Raw genomic sequence first — 26,834 nt, forward strand, 5'->3', positions numbered from 1 at the left:
CGTCGGCGGGCGACCCACCCTCGCCCGCCGTGCGGCTCAGTTCAGCGGGTGGCCGACCAGCATCGTCGGCGCGCCCGCCACGCGGGTCAGGAAGACCGTCGCCGCGTTCGGGCCCGCGAGCTTCATCCGGCGGCGCAGCTCCTCCGGCTCGACCGCCGAGCCGCGCTTCTTGACGGTCAGCACGCCGACCTCCCGCTCCCGTAGCAGCGCCTTCAACTTCTTCATGTTGAAGGGCAGTTGATCGGTGATCTCGTACCCGGACACGTACGGGGAGGAGTACGGCTCGTCGCTCGTGACGTACGCGATCGTCTCGTCCACCAGCCGCCCGCCGCACCGCTCCACGATGTCGGCGACCAGGTGCGCCCGGATCACCGCGCCGTCCGGCTCGTACAGGTAGCGCCCGACCGGGCCCACCGGCGGGGCCGGCAGCGGGGCCGGGGCGGACAGGGTCGCGCCGGACGGCAGCAGGGTGGCCCGGAACGTGCCGGGCGCGAAGCCCTCCCCGTACCAGAGCACCGCCTCCTTGACGTCCCCGCCGACCGAGATCCACTCCGCCTCCGCCTCCGGGCCGATCGCCTCGTGCGGGACGCCCGGAGCGATCTTCAGGGCCGCCCTCGGGGCCCGCAGCGCGGCGGCAGTCGCCCAGGACAGCGGCGGCGAGTACGCCTCCGGGTCGAAGATCCTGCCCCGGCCCCCGCGCCGGGCCGGGTCCACGAAGACCGCGTCGTACGGGGAGGTGTCGATCTCCGTGACATCGGCGCACCGCACCTCGATCAGCCCGTCCAGGCCCAGCGCCGCCGCGTTGGCGCGGGCCACCTCGGCGGTCAGCGGATCGCGGTCCACGGCGAGCACGGAGATCCCTGCGCGGGCCAGCTCGATCGCGTCCCCGCCGATGCCGCAGCACAGATCCGCCACGCTCCGCACGCCGAGCCCGGCGAACCGGGCCGCGCGGTGGGCGGCGACCGAGGTGCGGGTGGCCTGCTCGACCCCGTTGGGCGTGAAGAACATCCGGTACGCGTCCTCGGCCCCGAACTTCGCCGCCGCCCGCTGCCGCAGCCGCGCCTGGCCCAGCGCCGCCGACACCAGCTCCGCCGGGTACGTGCGGCGCAGCCGGGTCGCGGTGGCCAGTTCGTCGGCGGGGTCGTGGTCGCGCAGCCCGGCCAGCAGCTGCTCGCCCTCGGGGGTGCGCAGCGCGGCGAAGGCGGCGCGGGCGGGGTCGTCGGCCGAGGCGGAGGAGGTCGAAGCGTTCACCCGGCCCATTGTGGGCGGTGCGCCGGTATGCCGGTGCGCCGGTACGCCGGTGTGGGCCGGCCGGGGGACCGGGCAGGGGTGCTCGCGGTGTCGGGAGGGCCCGCACGCCGACGGCTGGCAGGATGCGGCGCCATGCAGCTAGTACGACAAAACGAAAAATCAGCCATGAAGTGGCACAGAAAGGGCGTCGTCGTGCTGGCGGCCCTGCTGGCCGCCGCCGTCGCCTCCGGATGTGCGGCGGCACCGGAGAAGGGCGGAGGCGGGGGTGGGAGCGCGGCCGGCGGCGGGCCCGTGAAGTCCGCCACCGGTCAGCAGGGCGAGGCCGCCCCGCAGGCCGGCCCCGCCCGCGCCCCGGAGACGTACGCGGAGAAGACCGCGAAGAAGCAGGCCGCACGGGCCCTCGCCGCGAAGAGATGGGGGCTCGCCAGGACCCCGCTCGCGGCCCCCGAGCCGCCGGCGGTGAAGCCGCGCATCACCACCCGCCAGGGGTTCGAGGTCCGGGACGACGCGGGGCTGCCGCCCGTCTTCACCACCGTCCCGACCAAGGAGAAGATCGTCTTCCTGACGATGGACGACGGTGCCGAGAAGGACCCCGAGCTGCTGCGGATGATGACCGAACTGGACATTCCGTACAGCGCGTTCCTCAGCGACTACGTCACCAACGACGACTACGGCTACTTCGAGAAGATGCAGCGGCGCGGGGTGACCCTCAGCAACCACACCCTCAACCACCGCTATCTGCCCGGCCTCTCCGCCGCCGAGCAGAAGCGGGAGATCTGCGGCCAGCAGGAGAAGATCCTCAAGCACTACGGGAAGCGGCCCACCCTCTTCCGCCCGCCGTACGGCAACTACAACCGCGACACCCTCGTCGCCGCCAAGTCCTGCGGGATCACCGCCGTACCCCTGTGGGCCTCCGAGGCGTTCCCGGACCGCATGGAGTGGCGCGAGTGGGACCGGGACCTGCACCCCGGCGACATCATCCTCACCCACTTCCGGGGCGAGGAGGACTGGAAGGGCTCGATGCCCGACATGATCCGCCAGGTCATGAAGACCGTCACGGACAAGGGGTACGCGGTGGCGAAGCTGGAGGACTACGTCTGACCCGCCGGTCCCCGACCGGCCCCGCCTTCGGCCCCGAATGCGCGCTCAGCCCCCGCTGCGCGCGCATTCGTCGCTGTCGCCCCCGCTGAGACAGGGCGGTGAGCGGTAGGAGGGGGCGGGGGCGGGAGGCTCCTGGCCGGATCCCTCGACCAGGGAGGCGAGTGCCGCCGCCCCCAGCGCCAGGGCGACCACCACCTGCATCCCGCCGGCCCAGTGCCACCGGGCGCGCAGCAGGGCCACGGCGGCGAGGGCGGCCGCTGCCGCGAAGACGGACACCACCACGGTGGGGGTCCCGTCCGTGGCCGGCGCGGTGGCGGGGGGTCCGGCCGCCCCTGCCCAGTGCCGCAGGCCGAACCAGATCGCCAGGAGGGCGGCGAGCGCCACCTCCGCGACCACCATCAGCAACCCCGCCAGCGGGTCCGCGCAGCCCGAGGACGGCGACGACCGCGACGCGGCTCTCGCGTCCGGCCTTCCGGGCAGGCGGCTCTCGTGATGCGTCATCCCGGCACCGTCGTACGGAACCCGGCGCTCCATCCCCGCGTTGTCCGGACGGTGACCCGATGGAGCCCCGATCGAGACGGCGGGGGAGATCCGACGGGACCCGGCCGACCCGGCGGCCCCGATCCGATCGACCCCATCGGGGCGGCGCGCGGGTGGTGAATTGGCACTCCGCTTGACCGAGTGCTAATCGCGGTCATAGTCTCGGGTCTGGCACTCCCCCCTGGAGAGTGCCAGCACCACCTTGTGCGACAGGGCAGGTCCGGCACCCGCGACGACGGATCGGTCCGATCGCCTCCCACTGACTGTTAAACCCCGTGAGATCTCCGAAGGGGGAGACCGGATCGTGTCGACCACCAGCTCCAAGGTTGCGATCAAGCCGCTCGAGGACCGCATTGTGGTCCAGCCGCTCGACGCCGAGCAGACCACGGCTTCCGGCCTGGTCATTCCGGACACCGCGAAGGAGAAGCCCCAGGAGGGCGTCGTCCTCGCCGTGGGCCCGGGCCGCTTCGAGAACGGCGAGCGGCTTCCGCTCGACGTCAAGACCGGCGACGTCGTCCTGTACAGCAAGTACGGCGGCACCGAGGTGAAGTACAACGGCGAGGAGTACCTCGTCCTCTCGGCCCGCGACGTCCTCGCGATCATCGAGAAGTAATTCACCCACGTTTGCTTGTGTTCTGCGCCCCTGGCCCCCAGCGACTGACTAGCCGGGTGGCGAGGGGCGCAGTTCGTTCGAGAGGGAAGTACAGCCCATGGCGAAGATTCTGAAGTTCGACGAGGACGCCCGTCGCGCCCTTGAGCGCGGCGTCAACAAGCTTGCCGACACGGTCAAGGTGACGATCGGCCCCAAGGGCCGCAACGTCGTCATCGACAAGAAGTTCGGTGCCCCCACCATCACCAACGACGGTGTCACCATCGCGCGCGAGGTCGAGCTCGACGACCCGTACGAGAACCTGGGCGCCCAGCTCGTCAAGGAGGTGGCGACCAAGACCAACGACGTAGCGGGTGACGGCACCACCACCGCGACCGTCCTGGCCCAGGCGCTCGTCCGCGAGGGCCTGCGCAACGTCGCCGCCGGCGCCTCCCCGGCCGCCCTGAAGAAGGGCATCGACGCCGCCGTCAAGGCCGTGTCCGAGGAGCTCCTCGCGACCGCCCGTCCGATCGACGACAAGGCCGACATCGCCGCCGTGGCCGCGCTCTCCGCGCAGGATCCGCAGGTCGGCGAGCTCATCGCGGACGCGATGGACAAGGTCGGCAAGGACGGTGTCATCACCGTCGAGGAGTCCAACACCTTCGGTCTGGACCTGGAGTTCACCGAGGGCATGGCCTTCGACAAGGGCTACCTGTCCCCGTACATGGTGACCGACCAGGAGCGTATGGAGGCCGTCCTCGACGACCCGTACATCCTGATCCACCAGGGCAAGATCGGCTCCATCCAGGAGCTGCTCCCGCTCCTGGAGAAGGTCATCCAGGCCGGTGCCTCCAAGCCGCTCCTGATCATCGCCGAGGACGTCGAGGGCGAGGCGCTCTCCACCCTCGTCGTCAACAAGATCCGCGGCACGTTCAACGCCGTCGCGGTGAAGGCGCCGGGCTTCGGTGACCGCCGCAAGGCCATGCTCGGCGACATCGCCACCCTCACGGGTGCGACCGTCATCGCCGAAGAGGTCGGTCTCAAGCTCGACCAGGCCGGTCTGGACGTGCTCGGCACCGCCCGCCGCGTCACCGTCTCCAAGGACGACACGACCATCGTCGACGGCGGCGGCAACGCCGAGGACGTCAAGGGCCGCGTCAACCAGATCAAGGCCGAGATCGAGTCCACGGACTCCGACTGGGACCGCGAGAAGCTCCAGGAGCGCCTTGCGAAGCTGGCCGGCGGCGTGTGCGTCATCCGCGTCGGCGCCGCCACCGAGGTGGAGCTCAAGGAGAAGAAGCACCGCCTCGAGGACGCCATCTCCGCCACCCGCGCCGCGGTCGAGGAGGGCATCGTCTCCGGCGGTGGCTCCTCCCTCGTCCACGCCGTGAAGGTCCTGGAGGGCAACCTCGGCAAGACCGGCGACGAGGCCACCGGTGTCGCGGTCGTCCGCCGCGCCGCCGTCGAGCCGCTGCGCTGGATCGCCGAGAACGCCGGCCTGGAGGGTTACGTCATCACCTCCAAGGTCGCCGAACTCGACAAGGGCCAGGGCTTCAACGCCGCCACCGGCGAGTACGGCGACCTGGTCAAGGCCGGCGTCATCGACCCGGTCAAGGTCACCCGCTCCGCCCTGGAGAACGCCGCGTCCATCGCGTCGCTGCTGCTCACGACCGAGACCCTGGTCGTCGAGAAGCCGGCCGAGGAAGAGGGCGACGCCGGTCACGGCGGCCACGGCCACTCCCACTAGTACGGCCCGTACCGTTCGGCAGGCCGTCCGGTACATCCGAGGCCCGGTGCCCCCGTCGCGGGGGCACCGGGCCTCGGTGCGTCAAGGCGCCGGGCCGGTGCCGGCGGGTACGGCGGCTACTGGGGGCCGTACGTGCGACCCGTCCGTGAGGTGACCCCGCCGAGCAGACCGCGGGGCGCGACCTTCACCAGCCCCATCAGCGCCTTGTAGCGAGGGTCCGGGATCGACACGGTCTTCCCCCGCGTCAGGTCCTCCAGCGCCGAGGCCACCAGCTTGTCCGCGTCGAGCCACATCCAGCTCGGGATGTTGTCCGTGCCCATCCCGGCCCGCTCGTGGAACTCCGTACGGACGAATCCGGGGCACAGGGCCATCAGCCGCACCCCGGAACCGGCCAGGTCCCGCGCCGCGCCCTGGGTGAACTGCACCACCCAGGACTTGGACGCCCCGTACGTACCGCGCGGCACGAACGCCGCGACGGACGCCACGTTGACGACCCCGCCCCGGCCCCGCTCCCTCATCCCGGCGACCGCCGCCGAGGTCAGCCGCAGCACCGCCTCGCAGTGCACCTTCAGCATCGTCAGCTCATCGGCCATGGACACCTCCAGGAAGCGCCCCTTGTTGCCGAAGCCCGCGTTGTTGACCAGCAGATCGACCGGGTGTCTGCGTTCCGCGAGCCGCTTCTCGACCGCCTCGATACCGCCGTCCGTGGACAGGTCGGCGCTCAGCACCTCGGCCTCGATGCCGTGCCGGTCGTGCAGTTCGGTGGCCTGGTCGCGCAGCCGCTCGGTGTCGCGCGCCACCAGCACCAGGTTGTGCCCCTGGGCCGCGAGCCGCCGCGCGAACGCGGCCCCGATGCCCGCCGTCGCGCCCGTGATCAGTGCAGTCGTCATACGCGGCACGTTAGTGCCCCGCGTGCCGGGGCGGCGCACCCGCCCGCTGCCCCCGCTCCACCACCACGAACTGGCCCATCATCCCGTCGTCCTCGTGGGACAGCAGATGGCAGTGGTACATGTACGGGATGTCCGGATCGGGCGGGCCGTCGAACCGCAGCGCGATCCGCACCGTCGAACCCATCGGCACCGCCACCGTGTCCTTGCGGCCCCGCAGCGCCGGCTCCGGCCGCTTGCCGTCCACGTCCAGCACCCGGAACTGCACATCGTGCACATGGAAGTTGTGGGTCATGTCGCCGCCGTTGCGCAGCGTCCACACCTCCGTCGTCCCCCGCGTGACCGTCTCGTCGATCCGGTCCATCACCATCGGCCGCCCGTTGATCCCCGACCGGCGCAGTTCGAAGTGGCGGCCGCGCACCGAGTCCCCGGCCTCCGGCAGTTCCAGCCCCCGGTCCGCCGCCAGCCGGGCCGGCACCGCGGGGGAGGGGCGCAGCCGGTCGGCCGCCCGCAGCTGGAGGACGTCGAAGGAGTCGTCGCCCCCGTCGAACCGGCGCTCCCAGCCGGTGCCGTGCCGCCACGGATAGCTGCGCAGCACCGTCCGCTCACCCGGCCGCATCGTCACGACGACCTCCGCCCGCTCCCCCGGCGAGAGCTGCACCCGGTCCATCGAGGCAGGCGCCGGCACCAGTCCGCCGTCCGTCCCCACCAGGGCGAACGCGCGGCTGTCGGAGAACCCGAAGGTGTAGATCCGGGCGGTCGAGGCGTTCAGCAGGCGCAGCCGTACGCGCTCGTCGCGGACCTCCGCGTACGGGTCGAGCGTGCCGTTCACCATCGTCCGCTCGCCCAGGAAGCCGGTGTTGGCCAGGAACCGGTGCCCGTGGTCGAACCTCGCCCCGTCGAAGGTGACGTCCTGCACCATCACCGGCAGGTCGTCCACCCCGTACGTCTTCGGCAGCTTCAGCCGGTCGGTGTTCTCGTCGTCGAGCAGGAACATCCCGGCCAGGCCCCGCTGCACATGACGCTCCGTCGCCCCGTGCGGGTGCGGGTGGTACCAGAGCGTCGCGGCCGGCTGGTCGACCTTCCAGTGCGGGGTCCACGTGGAGCCCGCCGCCACCGTCTGGTGCGGTCCGCCGTCCATGGCGGCGGGCAGGTGCATCCCGTGCCAGTGCACGCTGGACGCCTCGTCGAGCGTGTTGCGCACCCGGACCTTCACCCGCTCACCGCGCTTCGCCCGCAGCGTGGGGCCCAGATGGTCGCCGTCGAACCCCCACGTCGGGGTCGCCACCCCCTTCCGGAACTCCGTGCTCCCGGCCCGCATCCGCAGATCGAAGACGCGCGTGCCGTCCTCGTCCACCGTCGAGCGCGCGAGCGGCGGCACCGCCAGCTCGGTGCCGAACCGGACCGTGCCCACCGTGCTGACGTCGGCGCTCGTCCACAGCCAGGCGAACGAGCCGCCCACCGCCGCCCCGAACACGCCCACCACCACCGCCAGCGTGATGAGTACGCGTTTCAGCCGCCGTCTTCCCCCGTTGGTCTCCATGCTCCTCAGCATTCCGGGCGGGGGAGGGGACCGGCATGGGGCAGAGCCCTGAACCACCCCCGGCCCGGCCCCTACGACCGGGCCGGGGGAGATCCCCCAGTACGGGTCAGGGTGTCCCGGCGGCGAAGGACAGCATGCGGGCCTCGCGGACCGGTTTCCGGTTCTCGTCGCCGCTGACGTGCGTCGGCGTCAGCACGAGCCGGCCGTCGACGTAGGCGGTGTGGCCCATGGACATCTCGTACTCCCACCGGGCGGTCGCCGCCGGATGCTTCACGATGTTCGTCTCCGTACCGGCGCCGCGCGGACCCATCAGGAAGGTCCGGCCGGGAGTGCTCGGTCCGGCCGCCTCATAGATGAGCATCGCGTTGCCGGCCTCCGCGCGCAGGGGATAGAGCCTCCGCATCCGGTTGTCCTTGATCCCCCACAGGAACTTCCCGGTCTTGACGTCGTACGCCCCGGCCTGGTCCTGACCGCCCAACATGATGAGGCCCTTGCCGACCGACGCGCCCCGGCAGGGCTGGATGTCCCCGCCGGACCCGGTGCCGGCGCACTCCTCGAAGCCCTTGCCGCGGGCGTCGAAGGTGACGCGGTGCTTGCCTCCGGGATCCAGGACCGTGATCCGCCAGTCGGACGCGGTGTTCTTGTCGTTGAAGACGGTGAAGACGACCGGGTCCATGGAGATCAGACTGCCGAACCTCCAGCCGGCCTCGGTCCGGTAGCGCCACAGAACCTTGCCGGTACGGGGGTCGAGCTCGCGCACCTGGCCGTAGTTCGTGCCCCGCTCGACGGCGACCATGCACTCGGAGCTCACCAGGAGCCGGGAGGCGCCGCCCGCCACGTCATCAGGGACGCACTTCCCCTTGTTCTCGCGGGGAATCTCGTAGAGCTTGCCCCCGTCGCTCATCCGGTAGGTGGTGGCCACCATGCCCTGGGCGACGGAGAGCACGTCGCCGCTGATGGCGCTGTAGACGATGAACGTACTGTCCTCGTCACCGGGCTCGTCGAGTTTCTTCTGCCACCCCTGCTTCCCGGTCTTCAGATCGATCATCTGCATCTGATTGCACCGGTTGCCGCGCTCGTTGTCCGGCCGCTCGTGACGGAAGACCACGACCTTGCCGTCGGGCGTCGGGTTGGCCGGTGTCTCGCAGACGGCGGAGGGCAGGGTCAGGCTCCAGACCTCGGCGCCGTCCGAGAGCCGGTAGGCCGTGACCTTCCGGTACAGGGCCTGGACGGCGGTGTCGCCGACGATCCACAGGTCGTGGACCTTGTTGATCTGCTTGGGAATGTCGGTCCTGTCGTCGGCGATCCACGCCGCCGCCTCGCCCGGCTTCCGCGCGGCGGCGACCTCCTTCGTCGTCGGGATGTGGCTCAGCTCCGGGCCGCCGGCCGGGGGAGCGGAGGACGGCGACGCCGAGGCGGTGGGGCCGGGCGACTTCTTCGCCACGGGCTTCGCGGGCTCGCTCCGTCCCCAGTCGGTGGCGGCGTACACCCCGCCCGCCACGACCACGAGCACCAGCGCGACGACCGCGGCGACGACCGGGCCCCGGCCGAACCGGCGGCCCGGCGGCGGGGGCGGGGGAGGCGTCGGTGGCCCGTAGCCCGCACCGCCCGGAGGCGGCGGGTCGTACGCCTGCGGCGCACCGGGCCCCGAGACGTACGGATTACCGGGAACGGGCTGCTGCGGCGCGCCTGGTTCGTACCAGGGCTGCTGCGCGTCGGGCATGGTCTTCTCCCTGAGACGTGCCACTCGGCTCGACATCTGATGATCGGGCGCGGGTCACTGGTGGGGGACGCGCCGTGCGCCGATCCAGTTCCCGGCCAACACGCCGGGCCTCCAGCGGGGGTGACCTCGCGTCACCGGCCGACGGTGCCGGCGGCCTCGTACGGGCCCGGGCCGCCGCTCCCTCAGCTCTGCCGCCCGGCGTACTCCCGCGCCTTGCGCAGCGCCTCGGGGTGCAGCGCCTCCCCGGCGGCCAGCAGGGCGGGCAGCAGGGTGCGCTCGGTCGTCACGGCCCGGAACTGCAGGGCGGCGGTGACCCCGTGGTCCGGCCGGTGCACGATCTCGACGGGGTCCCCGGCCCGGACGGTCCCCGGTTCGATCACCCGCAGATACGCGCCGGTGACGCCGTGCCGGGTGAACCGCCGGACCCATCCCCGCTCGCCGAGGTGCCCGGCGAAGGTCCGGCACGGGATGCGCCCCGAGGTCACCTCCAGCACGAGGTCCGTCCCCACCCGCCAGCGCTCGCCGATCAGCGCGCCGCTGACGTCCACGCCCAGGGTCGTGAAGTTCTCGCCGAACACCCCGTTGGCCAGGGTCCGGCCGCCCAGCTCCCGCTCCCAGGCGTCCAGGTCCTCGCGGGCGTACGCGTACACCGCCTGGTCGCTGCCGCCGTGATGGCGCAGGTCGCACACGGTGTCCCCGGCGAGACCGCTCCCGCCGGCCCCCTTGGGCCCCGGATCGCGCACCTCGACCGGGCCTTCCGCCGGTCGCTTGTCGATCCCGGTCAGGCCCTCCGGGCCGTCGGTGTGGGGGGAGAGGCGGGGGCGGCCGGTGTTCACGGTCAGCAGCTTCATGCGCTCACGCTAGCCGCCGCGTACACCCCAAGTCATCCGATATGAATGGGCTTCTTCCCCAAGCGTTCCTTATGCTGGAGTGGTGATCGAAGCCCGCCACCTCCGTGTCCTGCGCGCCGTGTCCGCCACCGGCTCGTTCTCCGCCGCCGCCCGCGAACTCGGCTGCACCCAGCCCGCCGTCAGCCAGCAGATGAAGGCCCTGGAGGCGTCGGCCGGCACCACGCTGCTGATCCGTACCGGACGCGAGATGCGCCTCACCCAGGCAGGCGAGGCGCTGGTACGGCACGCCTCCGGCATCCTCGCCGGGCTGACCGCCGCCGAGGAGGAGGTCGCCGCCATCGCCGGGCTGCGGGCCGGACGGGTCCGCCTGGTCTCCTTCCCCAGCGGCAGCTCCACCCTGGTTCCGGGGGCGCTGGCCGCGCTGCGCGCCGAGCACCCCGGCACGCGGGTCTCTCTCGTCGAGGCCGAGCCGCCGCGCTCGGTGGACCTGCTGCGCGAGGGCGACTGCGACATCGCGCTGGCGTTCCGCTACGGGGCGGGCGGCGGCGAATGGGACGACCTGGTGGTCCGGCCGCTGCTCACCGACCGGCTGATCGGCCTCCTGCCGGAGGGGCACCGGCTGGCGGAGGCGGCGAGCGTCTCCATCGGGGAGCTGGCGGGGGAGGCGTGGATCGCGGGCTGTCCGCGCTGCCGGCGTCAGCTCGTCGAGGTCTGCGAGGAGGCCGGGTTCGCCCCCCGCATCGACTTCGCCACCGACGACTACCCGGCGGTGATGGGCCTCGTCGGGGCCGGGCTCGGCGTGGCGGTGCTGCCGGAGCTGGCCGTCGAGTCGGTACGCCCCAAGGGGGCCAGGGCCGTGCCGGTCGAGCCCGCGATCGAGCGGGAGATCGTCGCGCTGACCCTGCCGGACCTGGCCAGGGTCCCGGCGGTGGCGGCCACGCTGGACCGGCTCGCGCGGACGGCCGCCCGCTGAGACCGCGTGGGGCCGCGTCGCCCGGCGTCACCGCGACCGGGCGCGGGCCGGGTGGCCGGGGGTGCCCGGAAAAACGTTTCTGCGTTCAGGTGACGCGTACGGGCGTCAGGGGGCGCCGGAATCCGGGGAGGCGGGGCTCCCGGCGCCGGCGGTGATCAGCCGGGTCCTGGCCCGGCCCATCAGCTCCTCGCGCTCGTCCTCGGTCAGGCCGCCCCACACGCCGTAGGGCTCCCGTACGGCCAGGGCGTGCGCGGCGCACTCGGCCCGTACCGGGCAGCGCATGCACACCTCCTTGGCGGAGGTCTCCCGAGCGCTGCGCGCCGCGCCGCGCTCGCCCTCCGGGTGGAAGAACAGGGAACTGTCCACGCCACGGCAGGCGGCGAGCAGCTGCCAGTCCCACAGGTCTGCGTTGGGTCCGGGAAGGCGGGAGAAATCTGCCATTGCTTGTCCCCTCGGAGCTGTGCTGCGTCGGAAGCGGCATCCTCGACCGGCTGGGATCGACGGCCGTGCTGTGCGGACCGTCGGTGATCGGTGTGACCGAAGTCTCGACCGTACATCTACGGTGTTAGTAGATGTAAATATGACTGATTGCGAATCTAGCCACAGACACCCTCGAAAGGGAAGAAAAGCTGCCAAATAGGGCATGCCGGAGGGTGAAGATCAAGTTGATGGGTGAATCACCCGCGCCGTTCGCCTCCGTATACGGGCCCTCACGTAGAGTGCCGAACTCGGCCGCCCGACCCGTAACTCTTTCGAGTGACCGTCGTTAAGGGAACGGATGCGGTTGACGGATATCCGGCTCGGGCACATGTCCGAGGGGGTCGACCGCACAGGTGACGACTTGATTCAGCCTGGAGGCTCAAGGTGACGCGCATCAGCTGCGGAGGACGGTCATGACATCCGTCCTCGTCTGCGACGACTCCCCGCTCGCCCGAGAAGCGCTCCGTCGCGCGGTGGCCACCGTGCCCGGCGTCGAGCGCGTGACGACGGCCGCCAACGGCGAGGAAGTCCTCCGCCGCTGGGGCGCCGATCGTTCGGACCTGATTCTGATGGACGTACGCATGCCCGGTCTGGGAGGTGTGGAGACGGTCCGGCGGCTGCTCTCCGCCGACCCCGGCGCCCGGATCATCATGCTGACCGTCGCCGAGGACCTGGACGGTGTCGCACTGGCGGTCGCCGCCGGGGCCCGCGGCTATCTGCACAAGGACGCCTCGCGCGCCGAGCTGCGGGCCACGGTCACCCAGGCGCTGGCCGACCCGACGTGGCGGCTCGCCCCGCGCCGGCTGCGGTCCGCCGAGATGGGGGCGGCACCCACCCTCACCGCGCGGGAGATCCAGGTGCTCGAAGGCATGAGCCACGGCCGCTCCAACGCGGAGATCGGCCGGGAGCTGTTCCTCTCCGAGGACACCGTCAAGACCCACGCCCGGCGCCTGTTCAAGAAGCTCGGCGCCTCGGACCGAGCCCACGCGGTGGCCCTCGGGTTCCGCTGGGGCCTGGTCCGCTGAGGGCAGGCCCGGACCGCGCCCCGTCCGCCGTTCCGCGGGCGGGGTCACGGAGCGGGCCGCGCCGGTCCGCACCCCGCATGAGGGCGCCCGCTCAGGCGCCATGTGACGCTTCCCGGCCGATGACGCATCCTTGAGTCGTGGAGTTCCTCGGGAACGATTCGGTCGAGCGGAAGGGGAGGGCGCAGGACATGACATCCGGCGCACCCGCTCATAACGCTTCGGTGCACAACTCGGGACGCGGTGGCGCGGACCGGGCGGCATCAGGGCACCATGGTCCGATGCGCGACGACGAAACCACGGTGATCGGTGCCCTCGTGCACCGGGCCGTCGACGGCGACGCGCAGGCCACCCACGATCTGCTGGCCCACGTCCACCCCCTCGCGCTGCGCTACTGCCGCTCCCGGCTCAACCGCCTCCCCGGTGACGCCCGTCACTTCGTGGAGGACCTGGCCCAGGAGGTCTGCGTCGCGGTGCTGATGGCACTGCCGCGCTACAAGGACACCGGCAGGCCCTTCGAAGCCTTCGTCTTCGCGATCGCCGGCCACAAGGTCGCCGACCTCCAGCGCGCCGCGATGCGCCACCCCGGTTCGACCGCCGTCCCTTCCGACGAGATGCCGGAGCGGCCCGACGACTCCCTCGGCCCGGAGGAGCGCGCCCTGCTCAGCAGCGACGCCGCCTGGGCCAAGAAACTCCTGGCCAACCTCCCGGAGAGCCAGCGCGAGCTGCTGGTCCTGCGGGTCGCGGTCGGCCTCACCGCCGAGGAGACCGGGCGGATGCTCGGGATGTCGCCGGGCGCGGTCCGGGTCGCCCAGCACCGTGCGCTCAGCAGACTCCGGGCGCTCGCCGAGCAGTAGGGCGGGCCCGCCGGGCGGGGGACGGGCGCTCGTCGGCGCGCTTCTCCCGTGCGGCCGACCCGCGTCGGGACCCACCTGGTGCGAAGCTACAGAACGGCCAAGTGATCTTGCTCGTGGAATGAGACACCTCCTCGGGCCGTTAGCATGGACATCCGCACCGATCAAGGCCATTTGGGGAAGGTGTCATGACTGCAAACGTCGACGGAGTGCCCGAGAAATTCGCGACGCTCGGGCTGACCTACGACGACGTGCTGCTGTTGCCCGGCGCGTCCGAGGTCCTGCCCAACGCTGTGGACACCTCTTCGCTCATCTCGCGCAACGTACGGGTGAACATCCCCCTGCTGTCCGCCGCCATGGACAAGGTGACCGAGGCCCGGATGGCCATCGCCATGGCCCGGCAGGGCGGCGTCGGCGTGCTGCACCGCAACCTCTCCATCGAGGACCAGGTCAACCAGGTCGACCTGGTCAAGCGGTCCGAGTCCGGCATGGTCACCGACCCGATCACCGTGCACCCCGACGCCACGCTCGGCGAGGCGGACGCGCTCTGCGCGAAGTTCCGCATCAGCGGCGTTCCGGTCACCGACGCCGCGGGCAAGCTCCTCGGCATCGTCACCAACCGGGACATGGCCTTCGAGTCGGACCGTACGCGTCAGGTGCGCGAGGTCATGACGCCGATGCCGCTGGTCACCGGCAAGGTCGGCATCTCCGGCGTCGAGGCCATGGAGCTGCTGCGCCGCCACAAGATCGAGAAGCTGCCGCTGGTCGACGAGGCGGGCATCCTCAAGGGTCTCATCACGGTCAAGGACTTCAAGAAGGCCGAGCAGTACCCGAACGCCGCCAAGGACGCCGAGGGCCGGCTGCTGGTCGGCGCGGCCGTCGGCGCCAGTCCCGAGGCGCTGGACCGCGCGCAGGCGCTCGCCTCCGCCGGGGTGGACTTCCTCATCGTCGACACCTCGCACGGCCACAACCGCAACGCCCTCGACTGGATGGCGAAGATCAAGTCGAGCGTCGGCGTCGACGTCATCGGCGGCAACGTCGCCACCCGCGACGGCGCGCAGGCGCTGATCGACGCCGGTGTCGACGGCGTCAAGGTCGGTGTGGGCCCCGGCTCGATCTGTACCACCCGCGTGGTCGCCGGCATCGGCGTCCCGCAGGTCACCGCGATCTACGAGGCCGCGCTCGCCGCGCGCGCCGCGGGCGTCCCGGTGATCGGTGACGGCGGCCTCCAGTACAGCGGTGACATCGGCAAGGCGCTGGCCGCCGGCGCCGACAGCGTCATGCTGGGCAGCCTGCTCGCCGGCTGCGAGGAGTCGCCGGGCGAGCTGATGTTCATCAACGGCAAGCAGTTCAAGTCGTACCGCGGCATGGGTTCGCTGGGTGCGATGCAGTCCCGCGGGCAGGGCCGGTCGTACTCCAAGGACCGCTACTTCCAGGCCGAGGTGGCCTCGGACGACAAGCTCGTCCCCGAGGGCATCGAGGGCCAGGTCCCCTACCGCGGCCCGCTGGCCAACGTCCTCCACCAGCTCGTCGGCGGCCTGCGCCAGACCATGGGCTACGTCGGCGCAGCGACGGTCGACGAGATGGAGAGCAAGGGCCGCTTCGTCCGGATCACCTCGGCGGGCCTCAAGGAGAGCCACCCGCACGACATCCAGATGACGGTCGAGGCACCGAACTACAGCAAGAAGTAACGCGTCGCCGCAGGTGAGGGGCGGTACCGGAGTTCCCGGTACCGCCCCTCGGGGCATGTCGGGGATACTGGTCAGCGCAGACGTAGAGGGAAAGGCCACACATCGTGACTGAGATCGAGATCGGGCGCGGCAAGCGCGGCCGCCGGGCTTACGCGTTCGACGACATCGCCGTCGTTCCGAGTCGCCGCACCCGCGACCCGAAGGAGGTCTCGATCGCCTGGCAGATCGACGCCTACCGCTTCGAGCTGCCGTTCCTGGCCGCTCCGATGGACTCCGTGGTCTCCCCGCAGACCGCCATCCGGATCGGTGAGCTCGGCGGTCTCGGCGTGCTGAACCTGGAGGGTCTGTGGACCCGCCACGCCGACCCGCAGCCGCTGCTGGACGAGATCGCGGAGATGCCGGCCGAGTCCGCCACCCGCCGGCTCCAGGAGATCTACGCCGCCCCCATCCAGGAGGAGCTGATCGGGCAGCGCATCAAGGAGGTGCGCGACTCCGGCGTCGTCACCGCCGCCGCGCTCTCCCCGCAGCGCACCGCCCAGTTCTCCAAGGCGGTCGTGGACGCGGGCGTCGACATCTTCGTCATCCGCGGCACGACGGTCTCCGCCGAGCACGTCTCCGGGGCGGCCGAGCCGCTCAACCTGAAGCAGTTCATCTACGAGCTGGACGTCCCGGTCATCGTCGGCGGCTGCGCCACGTACACCGCCGCCCTGCACCTGATGCGGACCGGCGCGGCCGGTGTCCTCGTCGGCTTCGGTGGCGGCGCGGCGCACACCACGCGCAACGTCTTCGGCATCCAGGTCCCGATGGCCACCGCCGTCGCGGACGTGGCCGGCGCCCGCCGCGACTACATGGACGAGTCCGGCGGCCGGTACGTGCACGTCATCGCGGACGGCGGCGTCGGCTGGTCCGGCGACCTGCCGAAGGCCATCGCCTGCGGTGCGGACGCCGTGATGATGGGCTCCCCGCTGGCCCGCGCCACCGACGCGCCGGGCCGTGGCCGTCACTGGGGCATGGAGGCCGTCCACGAGGACGTGCCGCGCGGCAAGCTGGTGGACCTCGGCTCGGTCGGGACGACGGAGGAGGTCCTCACCGGCCCCTCGCACTCCCCGGACGGCTCGATGAACATCTTCGGCGCCCTGCGCCGCGCGATGGCCACCACCGGCTACAGCGACCTCAAGGAGTTCCAGCGCGTCGAGGTGACGGTGGCGGACTCGCAGCACAGCCGCTGACCCGTCCCGTACCACCCGTACGTGCGCGAAGGGCCCGGACCGTCCCCGAGGGGATCGGTCCGGGCCCTTCGCCGTGCTGCCGCCGGTGTCAGCCGGCCTTCTTCGCGCCACCGACGGCGGCGATCGCGCCGAGGGCGAGGAAGAGGTACGTCATGAAGTCGGCCTCTTCCGACCACGCCTTCGTCACGGTGTCGAAGTGGTCGCCGACGACCTCGGAGAACGGGATCTGCGCCAGGTCGGCGAGGACCATCGAGATGCCGACGAGCTGGCCGAGGTAGACCGCGCCGACCGAGAAGACGGCCGAGGCGGCGACGATCGCCGGGTTGGACCCGCCGACCTTGCTCGCCGCGAATCCGACCAGGAAGCCGACGCCGACCGCCGCGTAGCCGACCTCGCGCTCGATGGAGCCCGCGATCACGCCGTACAGGATGCCCGCCAGGATCGCCACGCCGAACGCGACGCCGATGCCGAGCAGAAGGTTGTCGCGGGCCGGGGGCGGCGGGGTGAACGGCGCGCCGCCGAACGGGGCCCCCTGGCCGGGCTGCTGGCCCGCGAACGGGTTGCCGGTCGGGGCCGCGGGCTGCTGGCCGTACGGGTTGCCGGTCGGTGCGGAGGGGGCGCCCTGACCCGGACCGCCCGCGTACGGGTTGCCGTCGACCGGCTGACCGTAGGGCTGCTGGGGCTGGTTCGGCGGCTGCACGGGCTGACTCACGGTGGGGCTCCCCCTGGGACGACGGCGCACGCGAGTGCGGGATCGCACGTGTGTGCGCTCTGTGACGCCGCAGAGTAGCAGCACCCCCTTGATCCGGTCACTGACTATCTTTCGACGGCCCGTCACGTCTCGGTGGGCGGACCGTAACGGCCGGGCGGACGGCCCGTCAGCCGCCGGGAGGGAGGTGCGCGCCGAGGGAGCGGCTACAGCCGGTGGGCGGCCCCCGCGGGGGTTGCGCCCCTGGTGTCCAGGAGGAGTTGGGCCTTCACCGCGAGGCCCTGGAGGTCGTAGGTGCGGTGCTGCTGGAGCAGGACGGTCAGGTCGGCCGCGGCGGCCGCCTCGTACAGCGAGTCGGCGCGCGGGACGGGGCGTTCGCGCACCCGCCAGTCCAGGACGTGCGGGTCGTGGTAGCCGATCTGCGCGCCCATGTCCATCAGCCGGGTGGCGATCTCGCGGGCCGGCGCGGCCTCCTGGTCGGCGGAGTCCGGCTTGTAGGTGACGCCGAGCAGCAGGACGCGCGCGCCCCGGACGGACTTGCCGTGCTCGTTCAGGAGGGTGGCGCAGCGCCGGATGACGTAGCTGGGCATGCGGTCGTTGATCTCCTGCGCCAGCGAGACCATCCGCAGCGGGTGTCCGGGGCGGGGGCTGCTGGGCAGGCTGCCCGGGTCCACCGGGACGCCATGGCCGCCGACGCCGGGTCCCGGACGGAAGGGCTGGAAGCCGAACGGTTTGGTCTCGGCGCACCGGATGACGTCCCAGAGGTCCACGCCGAGGTCGTGGCAGAGCACCGCCATCTCGTTGACCAGTGCGATGTTGACGTGCCGGAAGTTGGTTTCCAGCACCTTCGTCATCTCCGCCTCGCGCGGCCCCCGCGCCCGGACGACCTTGTCGGTGAGCCGCCCGTAGAAGGCGGCTGCCGACTCGGTGCAGGCGGAGGTGAGGCCGCCGATGACCTTGGGCGTGTTGGCCAGGGTGTGGGTGCGGTTGCCGGGGTCGAGCCGGCCGGGGGAGCAGGCGAGGTGGAAGTCGCGTCCGGCGACGAGCCCGGAGCCCTCTTCGAGCAGCGGGCGCAGGAAGGTCTCGGTGGTGCCGGGCGGAACGGCGGACTCCAGCAGCACGGTGGTGTGCGGGCGCAGCCGGGCCGCGAGCGCGCGGGCGGCGTCGCCGAGGGCGGTGAGGTCGAGGGTGCGGTCGGGGCCGAGCGGGGTGGGGGAGCAGATCACGGCGGTGCGGACCCGGCCCAGTTCGGCGGCGTCGGTGGTGGGCCGGAAGCCGCCGGAGAGCATGCGGCGGACCTCGGACGCGGTGAGGGTGCCCTCCACGGGCGTGCGGCCCGCCCGCAGCTCCGCGTAGGGGCGGGGATCGGGGTCGTAGCCGACGGTGTCGATTCCTGCGGTCACGGCGGCCTGGGCGAGGGGCAGGCCGAGGTGACCGAGTCCGATGACGGCGAGGTCTGCTGGCATAGGAGGAGCCCCCGTAACGGCGGAGTACGAAGATCGCAACTGCTGTGGACAGCGCTATGTCAGACTAGGCGTAAATATGACCTATATGTCGCATTAGGGGCTTCCTGTCGTCGGGGTGTTGTCCACAGGCGGTGGCTGAAGTCGCGGAGCGCGGACAGAATCGAGGGGTGGACACGGCGGCCGGCCCCTCGGCCGGGTGGCACTCCCGTGTCCGACCACCCCGATCCACCGGGAGGCAGCAGTGAGGACAGCGACACTGGGACCCGTCGAGCGCGTCGAAGCGCTCGCCGCCATGGCCGCGCGCGAACTGGACGTGCTGGTCGTGGGGGCGGGCGTGGTCGGCGCGGGCACGGCGCTGGACGCCGCCACCAGAGGGCTGACGACCGGGCTGGTCGAGGCGCGCGACTGGGCGTCCGGCACCTCCAGCAGGTCGAGCAAGCTGATCCACGGCGGCCTGCGCTATCTGGAGATGCTCGACTTCGCCCTGGTCCGCGAGGCCCTCAAGGAGCGCGGCCTTCTCCTGGAGCGGCTCGCCCCGCACCTGGTGAAGCCCGTGCCCTTCCTCTACCCCTTGCAGCACAAGGGCTGGGAGCGGCTCTACGCCGGCTCCGGCGTCGCGCTGTACGACGCGATGTCGGTCTCCTCCGGCCACGGGCGCGGACTGCCCGTCCACCGCCACCTCTCCCGCAAGCGCGCCCTCCAGGTGGCCCCCGCCCTGCGCAAGGACGCCCTGGTCGGCGCCCTCCAGTACTACGACGCCCAGATGGACGACGCCCGCTTCGTCACCGAGCTGGTGCGCACCGCCGCCTCCTACGGGGCCCACGTGGCGAACCGGGCGCGGGTCACGGGCTTCCTGCGGGAGGGCGAGCGGGTCGTGGGCGCGCTCGTACGGGACGCCGAGGGCGGCCGGGAGTACGAGATCCGGGCCAAGCAGGTGGTCAACGCCACCGGCGTGTGGACCGACGACACCCAGGGGCTCATCGGGGAGCGCGGACTGTTCCACGTCCGCGCCTCCAAGGGCATCCACCTGGTCGTCCCCAAGGACCGCATCCACTCCTCGACCGGTCTCATCCTGCGCACCGAGAAGTCCGTCCTCTTCGTCATCCCCTGGGGCCGCCACTGGATCATCGGCACCACGGACACCGACTGGGACCTGGACAAGGCCCATCCGGCCGCCTCCAGCGCCGATATCGACTATCTCCTGGAGCACGTCAACACCGTCCTCAACACCCCGCTGACCAGGGACGACGTCGAGGGCGTCTATGCCGGGCTGCGGCCGCTGCTGGCCGGCGAGTCGGACGCCACCAGCAAGCTGTCCCGCGAGCACACGGTGGCCCACCCGGCCCCCGGCCTGGTCGTCGTGGCGGGCGGCAAGTACACGACATACCGGGTCATGGCCAAGGACGCGGTGGACGAGGCGGTGCACGGCCTCGACCAGCGGGTCGCCGCCTGCGTCACCGAGGACACCCCGCTCGTCGGCGCCGAGGGGTACCGGGCCCTGTGGAACGCGCGCGCCCGGATCGCGGACCGGACCGGGCTCCACGTCGCCCGCGTGGAGCATCTGCTCAACCGGTACGGCTCAATGACCGAGCAGATTCTGGAACTGATTCTCGCGGACCCCGCCCTGGGCGAACCGCTGCCCGCGGCCGACGACTACCTGCGCGCCGAGATCGTCTACGCGGCCTCCCACGAAGGGGCCCGCCACCTCGACGACGTGCTGACCCGGCGCACCCGGATCTCCATCGAGACCTTCGACCGGGGCACCCGCAGCGCCCGCCTCTGCGCGGAGCTGATGGCCCCGGTGCTGGGCTGGGACCAGGAGCGGATCGACCGGGAGGTCGAGCACTACGAGAAGCGGGTGGAGGCCGAGCGCGAATCGCAGCGGCAGCCGGACGACCTCACGGCGGACGCGGCCCGGCTCGGCGCACCGGACATCGCGCCGGGCTGACCCGGACGCGAGGCCGTCGGTGGTCGGGAACGGCTGATCCGCACGCGAGGCCCCCGGCGGCGGGCGGGCGACCCGGACGTGAGGCCGTGGGCGGTCGGACGGCGTGATCCGGACGGGTGCCGCCGCCGGTAGGGCGGGCCGGCCCGGACGTGAGGGCGCGGGCGGTCGGACGGCCGGCCGTCCGCCGGACGGGTGGTCACCGGCCGGTGACCGTCGGTCAGTTGGGATTCACCGGGGCGTCGGCCCCGGACCGCCCCCGCTTCACCGGACCGGTGAAGCGGAGGCATCGGCCCGGCCCGGCCTGGACGGGGAGGCCCGGTTGGTAGCAGGCTGTGGGGGATTCCCTCGTGGGGCCGCGTCGCGGCGGACCCCGGACCCGGCACCAGGACCGGTCCCGGCGTGAGGGACAATGAACGCTCTGCCAGGGCGGGTTGATCGCAGAGGGGACGCATGTCGGAGGCGGAGCAGGCACGGGAGCCCCAACGGGACAAGGACGGTCGTCTCCTCGCGGGGCGCTACCGGCTCGGTGAGGTGCTCGGCCGGGGCGGCATGGGGACGGTCTGGCGCGCCGACGACGAGACGCTCGGCCGCACGGTCGCGGTGAAGGAGCTGCGGTTCCCCTCGGCGATCGACGAGGACGAGAAGCGCCGCCTGATCACGCGCACCCTGCGCGAGGCCAAGGCGATCGCGCGCATCCGCAACAACAGCGCGGTGACCGTCTACGACGTGGTCGACGAGGACGACCGCCCGTGGATCGTCATGGAGCTGATCGAGGGCAAGTCGCTCGCCGAGGCGATCCGCGAGGACGGCACGCTGTCGCCGAAGCGCGCCGCCGAGGTCGGGCTCGCCATCCTCGACGTGCTGCGCTCCGCGCACCGCGAGGGCATCCTGCACCGCGACGTGAAGCCGTCCAACGTGCTGATCGCCGAGGACGGGCGCGTCGTGCTCACCGACTTCGGCATCGCCCAGGTCGAGGGCGACCCCTCGGTCACCTCGACCGGCATGCTCGTCGGCGCCCCCTCCTACATCTCGCCGGAGCGGGCGCGCGGCCACAAGCCCGGCCCACCCGCCGACCTGTGGTCGCTCGGCGGCCTGCTGTACGCGAGCGTCGAGGGCTGCCCGCCGTACGACAAGGGGTCGGCCATCGCCACCCTGACGGCCGTGATGACCGAGCCGCTCGACCCGCCGAAGAACGCCGGTCCGCTCACCGAGGTCATCTACGGGCTGCTGGAGCGGGACCCCGAGCAGCGGCTCGACGACGCCGGGGCGCGGGCGCTGCTCAACGCCGTCATCAACGCCCCCGACACCACCGCGCAGGACCCGGCGGACTCGACCCGGATCATGGCCGTCCCGCCGGCCCCCGCCGCCGACCCCCTCGTGAAGCGGACGCCGAAGCCCAAGGCGGCGAAGGCGCCGAAGCAGGCCACCGGAGCCGGCGAGACCGGCGAGGGGACGCGCGACCGGCTGCGCGGAGCCCTGCGCTCCGTGCGCAACGCGAAGACCCCGGCGGTCGCGGCGGGAGCCGCCGCGGCGTCCGGCGGGACCCCGGCCGCCGCCACCGGCTCGCCCGCCGTTCCGCCCAAGCCTCCGACGCCGCCCGCGGCTTCCGCCACCGGTGCGAAGTCCGCGACGGCCACGGCGTCCGGCCCGGCGACGGCGAAGAAGGCGGCGGCCTCCTCCGCCGCGTCCACAGCCGCGGCGAGCCCGTCCGTACCGGGACAGCGCCCGCCGTACGGCCCTGCCTCCACCCGCGCCTCGATCACCGACGTGGTGCCCCGCCGCACCCTCGTGATCATCGCGGCCGTGGTCGCCCTCGCCATCCTCGGCGCCGTCCTCGCGCTCGCCCTGGGCGGCGGCCGCGCGGACGAGGGCGGCAAGGGCGACACCGCCGCGTCGGCCGGAGCCTCGACGGACGGCGCCGGCGGCAAGGGCGCTGACACGGGCGGCGGTTCGGCAGGGGAGAAGGGCGACGGGCAGAAGGAGGGCCAGGGCAAGGACGACGGCCGGGCCTCCGCCGATCCGTCGGGCGACGCCTCCGACGACCCGAAGACCGGCGACCCCGACGGCGGGAAGGGGAAGGGGCCGGGCCAGGACGGCACCCTGCCCGCGGGCTACAAGGAGGTCACCGACAGCCGGTTCCACTTCACCATGGCGATGCCCGCGGACTTCAGGCGCACCGGCATCGCGGGCAGCAACTCCGGCGGCATCTACAACGTCCGGCAGGGCAGCTTCCCCCGTGTCCAGATCGACTTCAACAGCTCGCCCAGGGACGACGCGGCGGCCGCCTGGCGCGGGGCGGTCGGCAGCGCCAAGGTCCTCAGCGACGGCTACAAGCACGGCAGCATAAAGAAGGTCGAGTACAACGGCTATCCGACCGTCGCGGACTGGACGTTCGAGCGCAGCCACAACGGCGTCCGGGTCCGGGTGCTCAACCGCGGCTTCAAGGTGGACGCCAAGCGCGGCTACTCGATCATGATCAGCTGCAAGATCGACGAGTGGGACGGCAAGGAGTGCACGACGCTCCGCGACACGGCGTTCGGCACGTTCGCCCCCACCGGCTGACCGGCTGACCGCCCTGAAGGGGCGGCGGGCAGACGTTTGTTCGGGCCGGGTTGGCGCGACCCGGCCCGTCCGCCCGCGTTGCCACGTATCGTAAGAGGCGGGGGACCGTACGCAGCCGGTGCGGTGGGTCAGCCACCCGCCGCCCCGGCCGTGACCGACGGATACGTACGGCTGTGCCGGCCGGGGGAACAGCGCGCTCTGGGGAGGCGACGTGGACGACTACGCGGGTCGGGTGCTCGCCGACCGTTACCGCCTTCCGCTGCCCCCGTCCGACGGGTACGAACTGGCGGAGACGCGGGCGTTCGACACGTACAGCGGGCAGGAAGTCCTGGTCCGCCAGGTGCCGTTGCCGGAGGTCGTGGACGCCGAGGTGCTCGACGAGGACGGCCGGCCCTCGGCATCCGGGCGTGCCGCCGGGCGGGCGGTCCGCCGCAGTACGGACCCCGCCGTCCGGCGGGCCATCGAGGCCGCGCAGGCCGCCGCCCAGGTGCCCGACCACCCCCGGCTCGACCAGGTCTACGACGTGTTCGCCGAGGCGGGTTCGCTGTGGATCGTGAGCGAGCTCGTCGCGGCCCGCCCGCTCGCCGCCCTCCTCGCCGAGCGCCCCCTCAACCCCTACCGGGCCGCGGAGATCGGCTCCGACGTGCTCACCGCCCTGCGCGTGCTGCACGCCCACGGCTGGACCCACCGCAACATCACCGTGCGCACGGTCCTGGTCTGCGACGACGGCCGCGTCATGCTCACCGGCCTCGCGGTGGGCGCCGCCGAGGAAGCGCTCTGCGGCTACGCCCCCGCGCCCCTCCCGGACGCCGATCCGGTGGACGACCCGACGACGTACGGCATCCCGGCCCCCGAGCCCGCCCCGCCGGGGGAGTCCGACGACGCCCGTTCGCTCCCGCCGGGCAGGAGCGGCGCGCCCGAGGGCCATGCGCCGTACGAGGGCGTCGAGGACGTCCGGGAGTACGAGGACGCTCAGGGATACGAGGACGCTCCGGACTACGCGGACGGCGGGGGCGCGCGGTACGCCGACGTTCTGGACGACGAGGACGTTCGGGGGTCCGCCGGGTATGCCGGGCACGGCCGCGGTGAGGGCCGTGACGGCCGGGTGAGCGGAGGGCTCCCGGTTCCGCCGCTGCCGCACGGGTACGCGCCGCGCGGTGACGACCGGGACCATCAGGGGTACGGCCGCGACGAGGGGGAGGGCGACCGGTACGGGCTGCCGCCGGGTGCAGAGCCGTCGGACCGGGACGCCGCGCCCGCGCCCGCGCCGGGTCCCCAGCCAGGGGCCGCCTCGGAGGCGTACGACGCCGGGGAGCCCCGCCGCTCCTCACCGCCGGACGCCGGGCAGCAGATCGTTCCGCGCCCCGCCGCGCCCGCCGTCCCGTACACCGCCGTGCCGCCGGCCGAGCCGGGTGCGTCGAGCGCCGCCCAGCTGCGGGCCGCCCGCGCCGGAGCCATCGCCGCCTACCGCGCGGGCGCGCGCGCCGCCGCCCGGGTCGCCGAGGACCGGTCGGAGGCCGACCGCGCCCCGGCCGATCCGGCTGCCCCGGCCGACCTGACGAAGACCCCGCACCCGCAGGGGCGCGGAGCGCGTTCCGCCGCGCCGGGCGCCCCGGACGCGCCGGGAACCCCGGCCGCCGCACGGACCGGCCCGGGCGTCGGCGCCCGCCCCGGCTCCGGCGAGGGCCCCGGCTCCGGTGTGGACACCGGCGAAGGCACCGGCCCCACGCCCGACTCCGGCCCCGCCCCCGATGTCCTCCCCCTTCAGCGCCGTCCCGCCCCCGGCGCTTCCGCCTCCGACGCCCCCGTGGCCCCCCGGCCGCTGTCCGCTCCCTGGGGCAGCCCCGTCGAGGAGTCCTACGACGACGATGAGGACGAGGACGACGGAGAGGGCCCCCGGCCGCCCGGCCGGCGCGTCCACCTCGCCGGGACCTGGGACGACGGCCCCGGCGCCGGGCGGCCCGTCCCGGCCGGCGGCTCGGGCGAGGACGCGCTGCGCGCCGACTCCCGGCGGCCCGGACTGCCGGGTCACATCCCGAAGGAGCCGCCCCGCACCGTCCCCGTCCCGGCCGGGCGGAACGCCCACCGCGACCGGGAGGACGCCGTCGTGGGCGGCCGTGAACCCGCCGTCCACCGGGGTCCCGCCACCCCTCTCGCCGCCGAACGGGCCCGCCAGGCGCGGATAGCCGTCGTCGGGGCCGTCACCGAGCGCTGGGCTCCCGAGCAGGCGGGCCCGGTCCACGAGAACTGGCAGCTCGCGCCGCCGATCGGGCCCTCCACCGACCTGTGGGCGCTCGGCGCGCTGCTCTACCGGGCCGTCCAGGGCCACGCCCCCTACCCCGAGGAGAACGCGGCCGAACTGGTCCAGATGGTGTGCGGCGAGCCGCCCGCCTTCGCGGAGGAGTGCGGTCCGCTGCGGCCCGTCGTCGAGTCGCTGCTGCGCCAGGACCCCACCGAGCGGCCGGACGTCGAGGAGCTGAGCGGCTGGCTCCGCTCCCTGGTGCGCTCCGCGCCCGAGCCGGAGGCGGGCGCCGACGTCGTACCGCTGCCCGCACTGGACGCCACCCGGCTCCCCGTCGTCCGCCGCCGTGGCGAACTGGTCCGCCGGCGCCGGGGCCGGTTCGGCGGCGGCGCGGCCCATGGGCGGCACCGCCAGGGCAAGCGCCGCGCGCCCGCTCAGGAGTTCGACCGCATCGACCGCCAGGAGTCGCTGCCGCCGCCCGACCGGTCCGCGCCCATGACCGTGGGCACCTGGGAGGAGGAGCGTCCGGCCCGCGCGCCGCGTACGCCCAAGGGGCCACGGGTGCTGCGGGAGCCGCCGCGCCGGGGCGAGCGGTCGTCGTCCCCGCGCAACCTGGGCCGACTGCTGCTCGTCCTGATCCTGCTGCTGATGGCTGCGGCCGTCGCGTACGCCGTGATGTTCCTGCCGAAGCAGGACGCCTCCGAGGACGGCGGTGCGCCCGCCCCCTCCGGCTCCGCCGCCCCGCCGGCCGCCTCGGGCGGGCCCCGCCCGTCCGCATCCGGGGACGGCTCCGCCGACACCGGCTCGCAGCAGCCGCAGACGAGCGGGTCGGCCGTCGCGCTGCCCGCCGGCTATGCGCTCCGCAAGGACGCGGAGGGCTTCGAGATCGGCGTGCCGAAGGACTGGCAGCGCAGCCCCGCCAACGCGGACCGTCAGATCCGGTACGGGAGCGACGGGTTCACCCTGCTCGTCGTGCCCGGCCGGGACACGGTGACGTCGGGTGGCGGCGATCCGCTGGACTACCAGCGGGACAAGGAGCCCGAGCTCCAGCCGTTCCGGGACTCCAGCTGGTCCTCCTCGTCCGGGGTGCGCCGGGTGGACGTCGGGCGGCAGGCCATGGCCGAGGGGCAGTTCACCTGGCAGGAGAACAGCGGGCGCGAGGTGTACGTCCGGAACCTGGCGATGATCGTCGACGGCCGTTACCACGTCATCCAGGTCATCGGCCCCGTGAACGACCGGGACAAGGTCACCGCGGTCTACGAACAGGCCGTCGCCTCCTACCGGGTCACCGGCTGACCTCACGTCACCGCAGCCGGCGCGGCACGGGGGTTGTGCGACAGCGACAACCATCACAGTGCGGTCTCGTGAGCGATCCCCCGTTCCGCCCGCGCGTCCCGCCTCCGTAATGTGGCCATTCGAGGAACGG

The 26,834-nt window shown here is 73.0% G+C and carries 20 protein-coding genes; 11 read left to right on the forward strand and 9 right to left on the reverse strand.

Going from position 1 to position 26,834, the window contains the following annotated elements:
• Nucleotides 1–36: 36 nt before the first annotated feature.
• A complete protein-coding gene (locus QFZ71_RS18680) occupies nucleotides 37–1,260 on the reverse strand; it encodes a class I SAM-dependent methyltransferase (protein ID WP_307669319.1) in 1,224 nt (407 codons plus the stop codon).
• A 156-nt stretch (nucleotides 1,261–1,416) separates the two neighbouring features.
• Between QFZ71_RS18680 and QFZ71_RS18685 the strand changes: the two genes are divergently transcribed.
• Nucleotides 1,417–2,352 (forward strand): polysaccharide deacetylase family protein, encoded by a 936-nt coding sequence (locus QFZ71_RS18685; protein WP_307669320.1) that lies wholly within the window; start codon nucleotides 1,417–1,419, stop codon nucleotides 2,350–2,352.
• A 45-nt stretch (nucleotides 2,353–2,397) separates the two neighbouring features.
• Here the strand turns inward: QFZ71_RS18685 and QFZ71_RS18690 are convergent, their stop codons facing one another.
• Nucleotides 2,398–2,853: a DUF6234 family protein gene (locus tag QFZ71_RS18690; RefSeq protein WP_307669321.1), complete on the reverse strand. Its 456-nt coding sequence runs from the start codon at nucleotides 2,851–2,853 to the stop codon at nucleotides 2,398–2,400.
• A gap of 343 nt (nucleotides 2,854–3,196) precedes the next feature.
• Between QFZ71_RS18690 and groES the strand changes: the two genes are divergently transcribed.
• Complete coding sequence (gene groES, locus QFZ71_RS18695) at nucleotides 3,197–3,505, forward strand: co-chaperone GroES (RefSeq protein ID WP_028439209.1); 309 nt, start codon at nucleotides 3,197–3,199, stop codon at nucleotides 3,503–3,505.
• Between the two features lie 97 nt (nucleotides 3,506–3,602).
• Nucleotides 3,603–5,228: a chaperonin GroEL gene (gene groL / locus QFZ71_RS18700; RefSeq protein WP_307669322.1), complete on the forward strand. Its 1,626-nt coding sequence runs from the start codon at nucleotides 3,603–3,605 to the stop codon at nucleotides 5,226–5,228.
• Between the two features lie 116 nt (nucleotides 5,229–5,344).
• On the opposite strand, the gene QFZ71_RS18705 is transcribed toward groL, so the two are convergent.
• From QFZ71_RS18705 to QFZ71_RS18720, 4 genes are all read right to left on the reverse strand, one after another.
• Nucleotides 5,345–6,118, reverse strand: coding sequence for an SDR family oxidoreductase (locus QFZ71_RS18705; protein WP_307669323.1), 774 nt, complete (start codon nucleotides 6,116–6,118; stop codon nucleotides 5,345–5,347).
• Between the two features lie 10 nt (nucleotides 6,119–6,128).
• A complete protein-coding gene (locus QFZ71_RS18710; RefSeq protein ID WP_307669324.1) occupies nucleotides 6,129–7,658 on the reverse strand; it encodes a multicopper oxidase family protein in 1,530 nt (509 codons plus the stop codon).
• Between the two features lie 106 nt (nucleotides 7,659–7,764).
• Nucleotides 7,765–9,381, reverse strand: coding sequence for a PQQ-binding-like beta-propeller repeat protein (locus tag QFZ71_RS18715; protein WP_307669325.1), 1,617 nt, complete (start codon nucleotides 9,379–9,381; stop codon nucleotides 7,765–7,767).
• Between the two features lie 182 nt (nucleotides 9,382–9,563).
• Complete coding sequence (locus QFZ71_RS18720) at nucleotides 9,564–10,232, reverse strand: MOSC domain-containing protein (RefSeq protein ID WP_307669326.1); 669 nt, start codon at nucleotides 10,230–10,232, stop codon at nucleotides 9,564–9,566.
• An 82-nt stretch (nucleotides 10,233–10,314) separates the two neighbouring features.
• Here QFZ71_RS18720 and QFZ71_RS18725 point away from each other — a divergent pair, with 82 nt between their 5' ends.
• Nucleotides 10,315–11,205 carry a LysR family transcriptional regulator gene (locus QFZ71_RS18725; RefSeq protein WP_307669327.1) on the forward strand — a complete coding sequence of 297 codons (891 nt, stop codon included), beginning with the start codon at nucleotides 10,315–10,317 and terminating at the stop codon, nucleotides 11,203–11,205.
• A gap of 105 nt (nucleotides 11,206–11,310) precedes the next feature.
• Here QFZ71_RS18725 and QFZ71_RS18730 read toward each other — a convergent pair whose 3' ends face one another.
• Nucleotides 11,311–11,646, reverse strand: a complete 336-nt coding sequence (locus QFZ71_RS18730; protein WP_307669328.1) for a WhiB family transcriptional regulator — start codon at nucleotides 11,644–11,646, stop codon at nucleotides 11,311–11,313.
• A gap of 452 nt (nucleotides 11,647–12,098) precedes the next feature.
• Between QFZ71_RS18730 and QFZ71_RS18735 the strand changes: the two genes are divergently transcribed.
• The 4 genes from QFZ71_RS18735 (at nucleotide 12,099) to QFZ71_RS18750 (ending at nucleotide 16,481) form a co-directional block, all read left to right on the forward strand.
• The gene (locus QFZ71_RS18735; protein ID WP_003948568.1) at nucleotides 12,099–12,710 is read left to right on the forward strand and encodes a response regulator transcription factor; all 612 of its coding nucleotides are present in this window, start codon (nucleotides 12,099–12,101) and stop codon (nucleotides 12,708–12,710) included.
• Between the two features lie 278 nt (nucleotides 12,711–12,988).
• Nucleotides 12,989–13,564 (forward strand): sigma-70 family RNA polymerase sigma factor, encoded by a 576-nt coding sequence (locus QFZ71_RS18740; protein WP_006126954.1) that lies wholly within the window; start codon nucleotides 12,989–12,991, stop codon nucleotides 13,562–13,564.
• A 185-nt stretch (nucleotides 13,565–13,749) separates the two neighbouring features.
• Nucleotides 13,750–15,252: an IMP dehydrogenase gene (gene guaB / locus QFZ71_RS18745; protein WP_307669329.1), complete on the forward strand. Its 1,503-nt coding sequence runs from the start codon at nucleotides 13,750–13,752 to the stop codon at nucleotides 15,250–15,252.
• A 104-nt stretch (nucleotides 15,253–15,356) separates the two neighbouring features.
• Complete coding sequence (locus QFZ71_RS18750) at nucleotides 15,357–16,481, forward strand: GuaB3 family IMP dehydrogenase-related protein (RefSeq protein WP_307669330.1); 1,125 nt, start codon at nucleotides 15,357–15,359, stop codon at nucleotides 16,479–16,481.
• Between the two features lie 88 nt (nucleotides 16,482–16,569).
• On the opposite strand, the gene QFZ71_RS18755 is transcribed toward QFZ71_RS18750, so the two are convergent.
• Nucleotides 16,570–17,193, reverse strand: coding sequence for a hypothetical protein (locus QFZ71_RS18755; protein WP_307669331.1), 624 nt, complete (start codon nucleotides 17,191–17,193; stop codon nucleotides 16,570–16,572).
• Between the two features lie 203 nt (nucleotides 17,194–17,396).
• On the reverse strand, nucleotides 17,397–18,656 hold the full coding sequence (locus QFZ71_RS18760) for a nucleotide sugar dehydrogenase (protein ID WP_307669332.1): 1,260 nt from the start codon (nucleotides 18,654–18,656) through the stop codon (nucleotides 17,397–17,399).
• 241 nt (nucleotides 18,657–18,897) lie between these two features.
• Here QFZ71_RS18760 and QFZ71_RS18765 point away from each other — a divergent pair, with 241 nt between their 5' ends.
• The 3 genes from QFZ71_RS18765 to QFZ71_RS18775 all read left to right on the forward strand — a co-directional run bounded on the left by QFZ71_RS18765 (nucleotide 18,898) and on the right by QFZ71_RS18775 (nucleotide 26,704).
• Entirely contained in the window at nucleotides 18,898–20,604 is a 1,707-nt protein-coding gene (locus QFZ71_RS18765) for a glycerol-3-phosphate dehydrogenase/oxidase (protein ID WP_307669333.1), read from the forward strand.
• A gap of 450 nt (nucleotides 20,605–21,054) precedes the next feature.
• A complete protein-coding gene (locus QFZ71_RS18770; RefSeq protein ID WP_307669334.1) occupies nucleotides 21,055–23,166 on the forward strand; it encodes a serine/threonine-protein kinase in 2,112 nt (703 codons plus the stop codon).
• Between the two features lie 211 nt (nucleotides 23,167–23,377).
• The gene (locus tag QFZ71_RS18775) at nucleotides 23,378–26,704 is read left to right on the forward strand and encodes a protein kinase (RefSeq protein WP_307669335.1); all 3,327 of its coding nucleotides are present in this window, start codon (nucleotides 23,378–23,380) and stop codon (nucleotides 26,702–26,704) included.
• The last annotated feature ends 130 nt before the right edge of the window (nucleotides 26,705–26,834 follow it).

The organism is Streptomyces sp. V2I9 (assembly GCF_030817475.1).
In the GTDB taxonomy this organism is placed as follows: Bacteria; Actinomycetota; Actinomycetes; order Streptomycetales; family Streptomycetaceae; genus Streptomyces.

Excerpts from the sequence above, each read along its gene's own strand:
- QFZ71_RS18710 (WP_307669324.1), bottom strand. The coding sequence starts at position 7,658 with ATGGAGACCAACGGGGGAAGACGGCGGCTGAAACGCGTACTCATCACG.
- QFZ71_RS18740 (WP_006126954.1), top strand. The coding sequence starts at position 12,989 with ATGCGCGACGACGAAACCACGGTGATCGGTGCCCTCGTGCACCGGGCC.
- QFZ71_RS18735 (WP_003948568.1), top strand. The coding sequence starts at position 12,099 with ATGACATCCGTCCTCGTCTGCGACGACTCCCCGCTCGCCCGAGAAGCG.
- QFZ71_RS18760 (WP_307669332.1), bottom strand. The coding sequence starts at position 18,656 with ATGCCAGCAGACCTCGCCGTCATCGGACTCGGTCACCTCGGCCTGCCC.
- QFZ71_RS18720 (WP_307669326.1), bottom strand. The coding sequence starts at position 10,232 with ATGAAGCTGCTGACCGTGAACACCGGCCGCCCCCGCCTCTCCCCCCAC.
- QFZ71_RS18770 (WP_307669334.1), top strand. The coding sequence starts at position 21,055 with ATGTCGGAGGCGGAGCAGGCACGGGAGCCCCAACGGGACAAGGACGGT.
- QFZ71_RS18705 (WP_307669323.1), bottom strand. The coding sequence starts at position 6,118 with ATGACGACTGCACTGATCACGGGCGCGACGGCGGGCATCGGGGCCGCG.
- QFZ71_RS18730 (WP_307669328.1), bottom strand. The coding sequence starts at position 11,646 with ATGGCAGATTTCTCCCGCCTTCCCGGACCCAACGCAGACCTGTGGGAC.
- groL (WP_307669322.1), top strand. The coding sequence starts at position 3,603 with ATGGCGAAGATTCTGAAGTTCGACGAGGACGCCCGTCGCGCCCTTGAG.
- QFZ71_RS18715 (WP_307669325.1), bottom strand. The coding sequence starts at position 9,381 with ATGCCCGACGCGCAGCAGCCCTGGTACGAACCAGGCGCGCCGCAGCAG.
- QFZ71_RS18690 (WP_307669321.1), bottom strand. The coding sequence starts at position 2,853 with ATGACGCATCACGAGAGCCGCCTGCCCGGAAGGCCGGACGCGAGAGCC.
- QFZ71_RS18685 (WP_307669320.1), top strand. The coding sequence starts at position 1,417 with ATGAAGTGGCACAGAAAGGGCGTCGTCGTGCTGGCGGCCCTGCTGGCC.
- guaB (WP_307669329.1), top strand. The coding sequence starts at position 13,750 with ATGACTGCAAACGTCGACGGAGTGCCCGAGAAATTCGCGACGCTCGGG.
- QFZ71_RS18680 (WP_307669319.1), bottom strand. The coding sequence starts at position 1,260 with ATGGGCCGGGTGAACGCTTCGACCTCCTCCGCCTCGGCCGACGACCCC.